General features: G+C 44.1%; 10 protein-coding genes. 6 read left to right on the top strand and 4 right to left on the bottom strand.

All coding sequences use genetic code 11. From position 1 onward, the window contains the following. Positions 1 to 98: 98 nt before the first annotated feature. Positions 99 to 1,340, bottom strand: a complete 1,242-nt coding sequence (locus JMY00_RS11605; protein WP_201580259.1) for an NADH:flavin oxidoreductase/NADH oxidase family protein — start codon at positions 1,338 to 1,340, stop codon at positions 99 to 101. A gap of 207 nt (positions 1,341 to 1,547) precedes the next feature. Here JMY00_RS11605 and JMY00_RS11600 point away from each other — a divergent pair, with 207 nt between their 5' ends. Next, positions 1,548 to 2,246 (top strand): TetR/AcrR family transcriptional regulator, encoded by a 699-nt coding sequence (locus JMY00_RS11600; protein ID WP_201580258.1) that lies wholly within the window; start codon positions 1,548 to 1,550, stop codon positions 2,244 to 2,246. A 63-nt stretch (positions 2,247 to 2,309) separates the two neighbouring features. Further along, positions 2,310 to 4,508: a molybdopterin oxidoreductase family protein gene (locus JMY00_RS11595; RefSeq protein ID WP_201580257.1), complete on the top strand. Its 2,199-nt coding sequence runs from the start codon at positions 2,310 to 2,312 to the stop codon at positions 4,506 to 4,508. Positions 4,509 to 4,600: 92 nt separating this feature from the next. Here JMY00_RS11595 and JMY00_RS11590 read toward each other — a convergent pair whose 3' ends face one another. After that, positions 4,601 to 5,926 carry a D-amino acid dehydrogenase gene (locus tag JMY00_RS11590; protein WP_201580256.1) on the bottom strand — a complete coding sequence of 442 codons (1,326 nt, stop codon included), beginning with the start codon at positions 5,924 to 5,926 and terminating at the stop codon, positions 4,601 to 4,603. A gap of 91 nt (positions 5,927 to 6,017) precedes the next feature. Continuing rightward, on the bottom strand, positions 6,018 to 6,770 hold the full coding sequence (locus JMY00_RS11585; protein WP_201580255.1) for a folate-binding Fe/S cluster repair protein: 753 nt from the start codon (positions 6,768 to 6,770) through the stop codon (positions 6,018 to 6,020). Positions 6,771 to 7,238: 468 nt separating this feature from the next. Here JMY00_RS11585 and JMY00_RS11580 point away from each other — a divergent pair, with 468 nt between their 5' ends. Further along, complete coding sequence (locus JMY00_RS11580; RefSeq protein WP_277350421.1) at positions 7,239 to 7,592, top strand: zinc ribbon domain-containing protein YjdM; 354 nt, start codon at positions 7,239 to 7,241, stop codon at positions 7,590 to 7,592. 103 nt (positions 7,593 to 7,695) lie between these two features. Continuing rightward, positions 7,696 to 8,997 carry a glutamate-1-semialdehyde 2,1-aminomutase gene (gene hemL, locus JMY00_RS11575; protein ID WP_201580254.1) on the top strand — a complete coding sequence of 434 codons (1,302 nt, stop codon included), beginning with the start codon at positions 7,696 to 7,698 and terminating at the stop codon, positions 8,995 to 8,997. Positions 8,998 to 9,248: 251 nt separating this feature from the next. On the opposite strand, the gene JMY00_RS11570 is transcribed toward hemL, so the two are convergent. Further along, positions 9,249 to 9,584, bottom strand: coding sequence for a DUF962 domain-containing protein (locus JMY00_RS11570; RefSeq protein WP_240990740.1), 336 nt, complete (start codon positions 9,582 to 9,584; stop codon positions 9,249 to 9,251). A 460-nt stretch (positions 9,585 to 10,044) separates the two neighbouring features. On the opposite strand from JMY00_RS11570, the gene ppx reads away from it, so the two are divergent. Then, entirely contained in the window at positions 10,045 to 11,658 is a 1,614-nt protein-coding gene (gene ppx / locus JMY00_RS11565) for an exopolyphosphatase (protein ID WP_201580252.1), read from the top strand. Between the two features lie 189 nt (positions 11,659 to 11,847). Then, positions 11,848 to 12,651, top strand: coding sequence for an acetyl-CoA carboxylase carboxyltransferase subunit alpha (locus tag JMY00_RS11560; protein WP_201580251.1), 804 nt, complete (start codon positions 11,848 to 11,850; stop codon positions 12,649 to 12,651). Positions 12,652 to 12,715: the final 64 nt, after the last annotated feature.

Genomic DNA, 12,715 nt, shown 5'->3' with positions numbered 1-12,715 from the left:
ATATATTATTTATCCAAAAATACTTATGTAAATAAGAAAGCAGAGACTCAAAAATAGAGTAGCTGCTTTTTTTTATTATCTTTAAAACTGATTGAAAACTATCTCGTTAGATATTTATTCAAATAATGATGATAGCGTTTGGTGAGTTTTTTTATTCGTATACGATCAGAAATCAATGAGAAAATTGGCGACGCATTTGGTTTGGGATATTTTCCTTGTCCCATGCGTTGTAATTGTCGCTTGATGACGGCCATTGTAGCAACCGCACTTAAGGTTTTATCTTTCCAGCGTACCACAGGATTATGGGCACTAAGCATACTGTCATTTTTCCAGTCATTTGGTAGAGACGGGTTCATGGCTAATGCGGTTCCCATACCAACCACTTCAATCCCTTGCGCCAGTACATCTTCTGCGACAGTCAATCGTCTAACGCCACCTGTCGTCATGATAGGCATGGTAGCGACTTGAGCAATCTCTTTTGCGAAATCTAAAAAGTAAGCTTCTCGTTGCAACGTGCGACCATCTGCTGTGCTGCCTTGCATGGCTGGGCTTTCGTAGCTGCCACCTGATAGTTCAACCAAATCTACGGCCAATTCATTCATCGCTGAAATAACCACTTTGGCATCATCTGCATCAAATCCTCCGCGCTGGAAATCGGCTGAGTTTATCTTCACAGCGACTGCAAAGGTAGGCGCAACTTGAGCACGAACGGCTTTGATTACTTCGATCAATAGTCGCATACGATTCTCAACCGAGCCGCCGTATTCATCTTTACGTTTATTGGTAAGCGGTGATAAAAATTGAGAAATTAGATAGCCATGGGCGGCATGAATTTGCACACCATCGAAGCCAGCTTGTTCTGCTTTTAAGGCACTATCGGCAAACCGCTGTATCAGTTGCTCGATATCTTGCTGCGTCATCGCACGAGGTTTGCCAAATAGATGAGAGTGCTTGCCCAAGTCAATTGCCACGTCAGAAGGTGATAGCACATCACCGCCCATAGCAGCATATACTTGACGACCAGGATGATTGAGCTGCATCCAAATCTGCGTATCGTTGTGCTTAGCAGCATTTGCCCACGCTCTAAAAGGCGCTATCTCACTGTGTTTGTCTAATACGACCCCACCAGGCCCTGTCATAGCGCGGCCATCGACCATCACGTTTCCCGTGATTAACAGGCCTGTCCCGCCTTCTGCCCAGTTTTTGTATAGACGGAGCAGAGTAGGGCCAGGGACTTGACCGACATCAGCCATGTTTTCTTCCATGGCAGCTTTCGCTAAGCGGTTGGGTAATGTAGCGCCACAAGGCAGCACTAAAGGAGAGAATACAGGTGATGTCATGATAGTGGCCTAAAAGTGGTTTTGTGAAGCATGAGTTCTACTATGGGTTTGGCTATAGACATATGGTTTAAATGACTATAACCTTATAGCTAAGATATTCGCTGTCGGTAATTGACCATTATCATCACATTTTTTTGGCACAATAGCACCTAAGGTAAATTACTGGTGTGTCGATATAATTATCTATTGAATAGGAATACCTCTGCATTGAATGTATTAACACAAGATTTGACAGTCCCAGTAGAATCTAAACGTGAGCTGGCAAAAGCCAAGACTCGGCGTGCGTTATTAAAAAGTGCCTTGCGGTTGTATAGTTCGGAAGGTGCTCAGGGCATGAGCATGAATAAAGTTGCCAAAGGTGCAGGGATTGCACAGCCCAGTTTTTACAATCATTTTGAGAGCCTAGAGGCGCTGCAAAACGAGCTGAGCACCCAACTAAAAGACAATTATCTATCCCCGATGCGACTGGCATGGGTCAATATGCTCAAAGATTATGATGTGTTGAGTAAAGATCAGTTTAATCAGCAATGTCGACAATGCCTGATTATGATTTTTGATTCTGCATTTGAGAATATCGCATTGTTTCAACACTTACTCGAAGACCGTCCTAGATTTAGTGACAGTATAGAAAACCAGTCATCATTAAATAATGGACTGGGCAATCTGATTACCGAAATACAAGAAGAATGGACAGAGATATTTATTCAAGGATTGCAATTATCCAATCGTACTTGCGAGCGTAGTGCTGTCAATCTATGCGTCGATATGGCGGCGGCACAGGTACATGAGTTGATATTGGGCTGTCATCAGCAGCGTTACTCAAGACAACAAGCGATTGCCACGTTGAGTATCAGTTTTGACGCACTGTTCGCCAATTTTTTGCACGGAAGCAATACTAGTCAGTAGTGATAATAAGCAAAAATTATTGTCATGAAATCTAGAACAAAAAACACAACAGGGAGAGTGACTATGGCCACAACCACGGCTGAACCAACGTTAGGCGAAGCGCAAACGCACTTTAGAACTTGTACATTGTGCGAGGCGATGTGCGGTGTCGAAATAAAACATGATGGCGAAAAAGTCTTGTCGATTAAAGGGGATAAAAACGATCCCTTTTCGCAAGGCTATATTTGTCCGAAAGCCACTGCTTTACAAGATTTACACGAAGATCCTGACCGTTTACGTCAGCCGGTAGAGAGAACGGCAGACGGTTGGAAATCTATTAGTTGGCCAGAAGCGTTGGATAAAGTTGCCGCAGGTATTCAATCCATACAACAAAAGTATGGTCAAAATGCGTTGGGTGTTTATCTAGGTAACCCTAACGTACATAACATGGGTGGTATGTTGACCATCAAGCAACTGCTTACCAGCTTAAAGACGCGCAGTCGTTTTTCTGCCACTTCTATCGACCAGCTGCCACATCATATTATTAGTATGCATCTGTTTGGTCACATGCTGCGTATCCCAGTTCCTGACGTCAATAACACGCAATACATGCTTATCATCGGTGGCAATCCGTTGGCTTCTAACGGCAGTATCATGACTGCGCCCAATATGCGTCAAAAGCTAAAAGATATCAAAGCGCGCGATGGCAAGGTAGTAGTGGTTGATCCAAGACGTACCGAAACTGCCGACATCGCCAGCGAACACCACTTTATTCGTCCAGCGACGGACGTATTGCTGCTATTAGCTATGCTCAATGAAATCTATACGCAGGGTTATGCCAAGCTCGATACTAGAGTGGCAGCCTTGGCACCAGAGATCGATCGACTTGCTTTATTTGCTGAACAATATGCGCCTGAGTCAGTTGCAGACATCATGGGTATTACCGCAGCCGAAATCAAACGTATCGTCAAAGAGTTTTGTGAAGCGGAAAGCTCAGTTTGTTATGGTCGCATGGGCATCTCAGTGCAAGAGTTTGGTTTGCTCAGCCAATATCTATCTATGGTCATCAATATCATCACGGGTCGTTTAGATGAAGTGGGCGGACTCATGTTCCCAAATCCTGCCGTAGATGTTGTGAATAGCTCAGGCCCGGGCTATTTAGGTAAACGTCATAGTCGCGTCAGCAACTTGCCAGATTTTAATGGTGAGTATCCAGTGGTTGCGATGGCAGATGAGATGTTGGTAGAAGGGGAAGGCCAGTTAAAGGGATTCGTTACGGTCGCTGGCAATCCGGTTCTGAGTACCCCAAATGGCGAAAAGTTGGATGAAGCATTATCTCAGTTAGAGTTTATGGTGTCGCTTGACTACTTTGTGACTGAGACCAGTCGCCATGCCAATATCATTTTGCCGCCTGTATCGCCATTAGAGCGCGACCATTATGACATTACTTTTAATGGTTTTGCCGTGCACAATGTCGCCAAATACTCGCCTGCTTTGTTTGATAAAACCGACGACACCAAGCATGACTGGGAGATTTATTTAGGACTGGCAGAGCGCTTAGATAAAGATGCGCCAGAAGCAACGCAAAAAGAACGTGCCGCGACAAAAGCATTTGGTCCTAAGTTCTTGTTAGAGCAAGGCCTAAAGTATGGACCTCATAAGGAGGTGACATTTGAAGCCTTAGTCGAAAATCCACATGGTATCGATTTGGGTCCACTACATCGTATGTTGCCAGAGGCCATTAAACACGCCGATAAACAAATTCATCTTCATGTTGATTTTTATCAGTCAGATTTGGCACGTGTTAAAGAAATGGTGCAACAGTACAACAGTAATGAGATTTTGCTAATCGGTCGTCGTCATGTACGTAGTAACAACTCATGGTTGCACAATAGCCATCGATTGGTAAAAGGTAAGTCTCGCTGTACATTGATGTTGCATCCGCAAACGGCAGCGCAACATGGCATTGTAGACGGTCAAGATGTCAGAGTAACTTCTCGAGTGAGTAGCGTGGTCATTGTAGCAGAAGTGACGGATGAGCTGATGCCAGGAGTGGTCAGCATTCCGCATGGCTTTGGTCACGGTCGTAAAGGGGTTAAGCAAAAGATTGCGCAAGCGCATGCAGGTGTCAGTGTTAATGATTTGACCGATGAGACGTTGATTGATCAGTTGAGTGGTAATGCCGCCGTTAACGGTGTGCCTGTGCAATTAGAAGCATTGGATATGGGTGTTGATGGTTTATCTGCTGCTACAGACAATGTAGCAGAAGGCGCACTAGCATAAAATTAATGATAAGTTTGTAGAAATACAAAAAAGGCGTTCACGTAAAGTGAGCGCCTTTTATTGTTTGTAATCTGCATATATCACTGATCTGATTAAACGCTCATACCGATAAAATCAAAATCGACATTCGGGGTTTCGCCTTGGATTAATAAACTAAGGGCCTTTGCAGAACCGCAAGAGTGTGTCCATCCCAATGTGCCATGCCCAGTGTTAAGCCATAAATTATCAAAAGTGGCTGAAGCGTTATGACTGCCATGTTTGACTTGACCGCAGTGCGCGCGACCAATTAAAGGTACGTTCGATGGGGTCATCGGGCGCAGTCCTGTCCAATATTGCACCGAGTTTGCGATGATACCTTTTGGAAATAATTGCTGCACACGCCGAGTGATGGCTTCACAGCGCGTAGCATTTAGGTCTAGGTTATAGCCATTGAATTCAGCCGTACCAGCGACTCGCAATTTGTCACCCAGTCGTGAGGTGACTAGCTTAAACTCATCATCAATCAAGCTCACAAAAGGCGCTAAATGCGGCGCTCGTGGGTTAACAGTATAAGTAGCCGAATAACCTTTTGCTGGAAATATTGGCGCGTGTATTCCCAAAGGATTTAGCAGAGGTACGCTATAGCTGCCAAGTGCTAATACATAGGTATCAGCCGTAAAGGTTTGGGCATTTTCACCTGCTGGGCGAATGGTGACACTGTGCACGTGCGGGCGCGAAGAGTCTGTATCGGTATTTAGTGCCAAAATTTCAGTATCATATAAAAACTGTACGCCAGCATCGATGCAGCGCTGCGCTAACCGTTGAGTAAATAGATGGGCATTGCCAGACTCATCACGACTGGTATAGGTTGCTCCAGTGAGCTTATGCGCAATTGGATAAAGGGCTGGTTCTAAATTGACAGCATTATTAATATCAATCACGTAGCGCTCACAACCGAGCGCTTGCATACGTTCGGTTGGCTCGATGGCAGCATCAAACTCTGCCTGATTGGTATAAAAATGCATAATACCGCGCGTCTGTTGCTCGTAATTAATACCGATATCTGCACGCAGCTGTTGTAAAGTATCTCTTGAATATAGACCTAAGCGCACCATTTGCACGAGATTGGCATCGGCTCTATCGGCGCGGCACTCTTGCAGAAACTGCATGGCCCATTTGAGCTGAGCTTTGTCAGCTCGCAAACGATACAGTAGCGGAGCATCCTCTTTAAACAACCACTTGAGCGCTTTCATCGGGGTCGCAGGATTGGCCCAAGGCGTGGCATGTGAGACAGATATTTGACCGCCATTAGCAAATGACGTCTGCATACCTGCCGCCGATTCGCGTTCAATCACGGTCACATCATAGCCAGCTTGACGTAGATACCATGCGGTGGTCACGCCCACCACGCCTGCTCCGAGTACCGCAATATGTGTCATAGGATTCTCTATGCTCATGTTAGTCATGACGGTCGCGCTGTATTAAACTACCGTCACCTTAGCTGCGTCGCTTGCCTGATTCGATGCACTCTTATTTTGGACGAGCAACATCTACTTGTAGTGCAGCTGGCAAGTCCAATATGCTCAAATCGCTTTCTGCCAATTGTTCAGGGCGTGCCACGACCAAAGCGGTAAAGCCATCGTCATTTTTCATCGCATTTACCACTTGGATTTTATCGAGCTTGTCACCTGCGTTTGGTGTCTCACCAGTGCCTTGTACATAATGCAAAAATGCTTTGGGTGCAGATTTAAAGTAGATACGAGCGATGACTTCTTGGCCTAAGTAGCAGCCTTTATCATAGTCCATGCCGCCGCGCTGATGTAGACGCAGCTCTTGCGGTTGAAACTCACCTTGAGTCGCGGCCACAATCCAATAATTACCAGTAGCTAGGCTGCATGCCATCCAAGCCTGCGTATCCTCAGCATTATTATGGTCGTCTTTATGGCTAAAAGTAGGCTCATTTGATAGCACGCAAGGATAAACCGCTGCTGGTGCACTGGTCTCAAATTTAGAAAATGCCCCGTACTTATTAAGATGCGCCTGCAAAGACTCAGCACAATCGCTACTGATGACCACATCATAATGTTTCTCTGCTTGTTTTTTGATCCAGATACCAAACTCAATACGACCTTTTAGGTTACCGATGGCGGCTGCCTGATAGCTAAGCCCGAGCTTGGTAACGTCACAAGTTAATTGCCCTTGCAAGAACTTTTCGGCGTCTTCGCCTTGGATAGTTAATTGCGAAAACTGCGGTACAGCTGCTAGATTTGAAGACTGAGTCATTGTTATTATCCTTCTGATGAGAGCTTACTTATTAGGGCATGTCCCTAATTCAAATGTTTATGACTAAATGGGCTAAAAATGGATATATCTTTAGCAAACGGCGTCAAATAGCTGGCCAATAGCTCGATATTACCTGCGCTATTTTCCTTGTTTGCCTGCGATTTATCTCATTTTTATCGCCATTTTTAAAATAGGGACATGCCCTAATATAGAGGGTAAATCGAATCGATAAAAAATTATATGGGCGCTTTTGTTATTGACAGCATCTGTGCATATAAATCTAAATGTGGCTAAGAAGAGTACCACAAAAAACCCTGTCATAAAAAACGTCATCAATAAGCGATGAGTTAAGTGTTAAATTGGGCATAGCGTTTGATTTTCAAGCGTACAAATTGGTTAAAGATGGCGAGTTACGGTACAATATCAGCTCTACAATTAACCTAATGTACGATGGCTGCCGAGGAAATAATGAGCTTACCAAATTGCCCTAAATGTGATGCTGAATATACGTATGAAGATGGTGCGTTACTGGTATGTCCTATGTGTGCTCATGAATGGACGGCGGCTGAGACTGATGCAGCGCAAGCTGAAAATCAAGACGCAGTTATTCGTGATGCTGTTGGCAATGAGCTACAGGACGGCGATGCGGTGACGGTCATTAAAGACCTAAAAGTCAAAGGCTCTTCACTCGTGATTAAAGTAGGGACGAAAGCAAAAAGCATTCGTCTGTTGCCAGATGCTACTGACGGTCATGATATCGACTGCAAACTTGACGGCTATGGCCCAATGAAGCTTAAGTCTTCTGTGGTCAAAAAAGCTTAAATTGTAAAAACTTCTTGAAAGATTCGATAATAAACAAATATAAAGCAGACGTTTAATCACAAAACATTGTCGTTACAAATGTCGCTATAAGTAGAGAATAATTATGAATACTAAAAACGAACAGCTCTTTGCACAAGCACGTAAACACATCCCAGGTGGTGTTAACTCGCCAGTTCGCGCCTTTGCAGGAGTTGGTGGTACGCCAATCTTTATGCATCGTGCCAATGGCAGCAAAATTTATGATACCGAAGACAACGCCTATATCGATTATGTTGGCTCGTGGGGCCCAATGATTTTGGGTCATGCGCATCCAAAAGTCATCGATGCGGTAAAAAAAGCGGCTGATGATGGTCTAAGCTTTGGTACGCCAACCCCGTTTGAAACCACCGTTGCTGACAAGATTTGTGACATCGTACCTAGTGTTGAAATGATTCGTATGACCAGCTCTGGTACAGAAGCGACCATGAGTGCGATTCGTCTAGCACGTGGTTATACCCAACGTGACAAAATCGTTAAATTTGAAGGCTGTTATCATGGGCATTCAGACAGCCTGCTAGTAAAAGCAGGGTCGGGCATGCTTGATATTGGTGAGCCAACGTCTAAAGGCGTGCCTGCAGACTTTGCTAAGCATACCATTACGATTCCTTATAATGATCCGCAAGCGATTAAGGACTGCTTTGAAAAATGGGGTGAAGAAGTCGCCTGCGTTATCTTAGAGCCTATCGCTGGCAACATGAACATGGTTATCCCGACACAAGAGTTTCATGATACGTTGCGCGCAGAATGTACGGCTAATGGCGCAGTATTGATTTTTGATGAAGTCATGACTGGCTTCCGCGTTGGTCTTGGCGGTGCACAAGCACATTTCGGTATTGACCCAGACTTGACTTGTTTCGGTAAAATCATCGGTGCTGGCTTACCCGTTGGTGCTTTCGGTGGTAAAAAAGAAGTCATGTCTTGCATCGCGCCACTTGGCGGCGTCTATCAAGCTGGCACGTTATCAGGCAATCCACTAGCGATGCGCGCTGGTATCGCTATGTTTGAAGACTTAACGGCAGAAGGTTTCTACGACAAGTTAGCAGCGAAAGTTGATCACCTAGTAGACGGTTTCCAAGCAGCAGCTGACAAACATGGTATTCATCTACGTACCAATAAGCTTGGCGGCATGTTTGGCATGTTCTTTGTTAAAGATAGCGCAACTGAAACACCAAAGAATTTCGATGACGTGACAGAGTGCGATATGGACGTATTCAATACTTTCTTCCACGGTATGCTAGATCGCGGTATTTACTTGGCACCGTCAGCTTATGAAGCAGGATTTATGTCTATCAAACATAGCGATGAAGACATTGATGCGTCAATCAAGGCGGCTGATGAAATATTTGCAGAAATGGCAAAAGCATAGTTTAGCCATGTAAGTTATTAGCTAACTAAAAAGTTAAAGCTTAAAAAACCAGCAAGGTCATCCCGTGATCTTTGCTGGTTTTTTTGTTTATCGATATCTTATTTATAATCATGTTAGGAATAATAATAAGTGTGTCATTTCGCTTATAAAAACAAGATGACATCAACGAAGCTATCAATATAATTAAAAACTGGGCTGCTAAAAATAGTAGCCCAGTTTTTTTGTCATTTAACTTATATAATGACTAAACTTTATCGTGCTTTATCAAACTTGCGATCTCTCAAGCTCAGATTGCCTCGTAGCACATCGCTATACATACGAAAATCGCTGACAAAGCTTTTCAATGGAAACTTAAAAGAAGCGGGTTTGTTCTTTTCAAAGAAAAAGTGTCCAACCCATGCACAGGCATATCCAGCAGCGATGCCCTTTACCAAAGGTTTGGCTGAGCCAGTTTTGACAGACTTTGCGAGTCCTAATAAGCCAAAGCTACTACCTGCAAAATGTAGACGGCGACAGGCCATGTTTTGATGCTCATCTAAGTAAAAATCATAAAATGCTTGTTTAGGCGAAGTTTCAGTTTTTACCATGTCTGTTTTAGCGCTACTGATAGGGGGCTCAGTATTTTGGGTAGCGTCTTTTGTCGTGGTCTGATTCATGTGACTAGCTTCCTTGCTGGTGGGTTTGATAACTATTAATTGCAGATGGTTTTTAACCGATTAGCTGGTGGCTTTTGAAGTAAGTGATACGGATAAAAATTCTGTAAATAACGGTTTTTTATCATGATATTGATAGCTTTCAATGTAGCAAACCGATATGCGTAACACAAGCGCTAGATGCTGAGCCGATACCTGTCAGCTGATAGGGTGGTCTCCGATGTTCCCACTACATTTTTGCATCGCTTGCGAGTGTTTGGCATAAATGCTTTAATGATAAAATTGCCCTGATTTTTGTGGTTATGACTTTTTTCTATACATGTGATTTTATAACTATATAGCACGTGATTTTGGTAAACTATCCACTCTCTCTAACACGGTGACGACTTGTCCTATGCCTATTGACTACCTTACGAATCCGCCAATTGGCGATGATGAAATGATGGCAGCCATCGATATTGGTTCCAACAGTTTCCATTTAGCTATTGCTCGTCTTGACCATGGGGAAGTGCGAAAAGTAGTCTCGATGTCTGAAAAGGTACAGCTCGCCGCCGGTCTGGACGAAAATAATATTCTAAGCGCAGCCGCTGAGCAGCGCGGTCTTGATTGTTTAAGCCGCTTTGTGGCGCGCTTGGATTCAGTACCGCCAGAGCGGATTCGTGTGGTCGCGACCAATGCATTGCGTCAAGCCAAAAACGCCAACGACTTTATTTCCCGTGCCAATAAAATCCTGCCAAAACCTATTGAAATTATCGCGGGCCGCGAAGAGGCTCGATTGATTTATTTGGGCGTCTCTCATACCAATGAGAGTAGTGATAAACGCTTGGTTATGGATATTGGCGGCGGTTCGACAGAGTTTATTATTGGTCAAAATTTCGATCCATTATTGACTGAAAGTTTACAAATGGGCTGTGTTTCTTTTACCCAAAAATTCTTTGCTGACGGACTGATTACCAAAGAAGCTTTTAATAGTGCGATTTCAGGTGCACGCAAAGAAGTCTTAGCGATTAACGGTCGTTATCAAAAGACGGGCTGGAGCAGTGTGGTCGGCTCAAGCGGTACGATTAAAGCGGTGCGTAATGTTCTAGTATCAAAAGGTTGGGCCGATGAGCAAGAACGCATTACCTATAAAGGTGTCAAAAAATTAGAGAAATTGCTGATTAAGATTGGCAATATCGATGATATCGAGTTAGAAGGCGTCAAAGAACATCGTAAAGCTGTATTTCCTGCTGGCGTGGCAGTATTGCGCGCGGTGATGAAAGTGCTGGGTGTTGAGACCATTACCTACTCAGATGGTGCATTACGCGAAGGCGTTATGTACGATATGCTTGGTCGTTTTGCTAGTGAAGATGTGCGTGATCGCAGTGTATTGGCATTAATCAAGCGTTATTCAGGGGACAAAAAGCAAGCCAAGCAAGTGGTGAAAACCAGTCGTCATTTATTTGAACAAGTAAAAGATAAGCTTGCGCTGTCCAATGATGATTGCGATTTGCTCAGACGTGCTGCATTCTTGCATGAGATAGGGCTGGCAATTAGTCATAGTAGCTATCACAAGCACAGCGCGTATTTGCTTGAATATTCTGATATTCCAGGATTTTCGCAAGTCGATCAGAAACGCATGGCGCAGCTGATGCTTAACCATCGCCGCAAGCTCAAAGCCGATATGCTAGAGCAGACTTGTCAGATTGGTGGCGATCAGCTGGTTTATCTCTGTTTACTGTTACGCCTCGCCGTACTGGCACATCATAGCCGCAGTGATTATGCGCTACCAGAGCTAGAACTAAAGGTAGTCGCTGAAAACAGTTGGCAAATTACCTTGGCGGATAGCAGTGAACATTATGCTTTCTTGCTCGCAGATTTGCGTACTGAGATTGACCAATTCGCTAAGTGGGGTATACAGCTTAGTGTGGTTGAGACGCCAGCGGTTGATGCTCAAGGGATTGAGACTCAAGACATTGATATGCAAAAGTCAGCAGCAATGAGCGCTGAGACACAAGAGATTGAGTAGTTACCATTGTAATTACCGAGTTAAAGGTTAACGTAACAAAAGCGGCGTTGTCGATAATGTCATGCCATTTAAGATGTGCTACTATAGCTCCTATTGAGTTTACAACTGTACTTTCATTATCTGAACACGGATAACGATATTATTCTTGAACATAAATACATTAAGTATAATTATTAAAGGGAAGCGTCTATGAGCACTGTCTGGGATAGTGTGCAGCTTGCACGACATGCCAAGCGTCCATTATTTATGGACTATGTTAATCAGCTTTTTACCGAATTTGACGAATTGCATGGCGACCGTGCTTTTGCCGATGACAAAGCCATTTTAGGTGGTCTTGCGCGTTTTGATGGCCAGCCTGTGATGGTAATTGGTCAGCATCGTGGCCGCAGTACCCGTGAGCGTATTGCTCATAACTTTGGTATGGCCAATCCTGAAGGCTATCGCAAAGTGATTCGTTTGGTGAAAATGGCTGAGCGCTTTAATATTCCTGTGATGACCTTTGTGGATACCCAAGGTGCTTACCCTGGTATTGGTGCAGAAGAGCGCGGACAGGCGCAAGCGATTGCAGAGAGCATCGCTGTATTTTCTAGCCTTAAAGTGCCTGTGATTGTGACTATCATTGGTGAAGGCGGCTCAGGTGGCGCATTGGCGATTGGTGTTGGTGATAAAGTAAATATGCTACAAAACAGCATCTATTCGGTCATCTCTCCTGAAGGCTGTGCTTCTATCCTATGGAAAACGGCTGAAAAAGCACAAGACGCTAGTGAAGCACTTAAGCTGAATGCTATCAATCTATACCAGATGGGTCTGATTGATGCAGTCATCGAAGAAGGTGAAGGCGCACATATTCAGCCGCAGCCGGTAATGAATGCGCTAAAAGCATTGATTACTGAACAGCTTGATGAGATTAAAGATTTAGATCCTCAAGAGCGTTGTGAGTTACGCTATGAAAAGCTAAAGACTTTCAACTCAGAAGTGATGTTACCTGCTTAATTGGTGAATAGGATTTTCTGTTATTAAGCCGCTATGATTTAATAGCTGGCTTTTCATATTAGAG

Source organism: Psychrobacter sp. Pi2-52 (genome assembly GCF_904846705.1).
GTDB lineage: Bacteria > Pseudomonadota > Gammaproteobacteria > Pseudomonadales > Moraxellaceae > Psychrobacter.
This window is presented reverse-complemented; position numbering and strand designations above follow the sequence as displayed.

Coding starts and splice junctions, on each gene's coding strand:
- JMY00_RS11605 (WP_201580259.1), bottom strand. CDS start 1,340: ATGACATCACCTGTATTCTCTCCTTTAGTGCTGCCTTGTGGCGCTACA.
- JMY00_RS11595 (WP_201580257.1), top strand. CDS start 2,310: ATGGCCACAACCACGGCTGAACCAACGTTAGGCGAAGCGCAAACGCAC.
- JMY00_RS11590 (WP_201580256.1), bottom strand. CDS start 5,926: ATGACACATATTGCGGTACTCGGAGCAGGCGTGGTGGGCGTGACCACC.
- JMY00_RS11585 (WP_201580255.1), bottom strand. CDS start 6,770: ATGACTCAGTCTTCAAATCTAGCAGCTGTACCGCAGTTTTCGCAATTA.
- JMY00_RS11580 (WP_277350421.1), top strand. CDS start 7,239: ATGAGCTTACCAAATTGCCCTAAATGTGATGCTGAATATACGTATGAA.
- hemL (WP_201580254.1), top strand. CDS start 7,696: ATGAATACTAAAAACGAACAGCTCTTTGCACAAGCACGTAAACACATC.
- JMY00_RS11570 (WP_240990740.1), bottom strand. CDS start 9,584: ATGGTAAAAACTGAAACTTCGCCTAAACAAGCATTTTATGATTTTTAC.
- ppx (WP_201580252.1), top strand. CDS start 10,045: ATGCCTATTGACTACCTTACGAATCCGCCAATTGGCGATGATGAAATG.
- JMY00_RS11560 (WP_201580251.1), top strand. CDS start 11,848: ATGAGCACTGTCTGGGATAGTGTGCAGCTTGCACGACATGCCAAGCGT.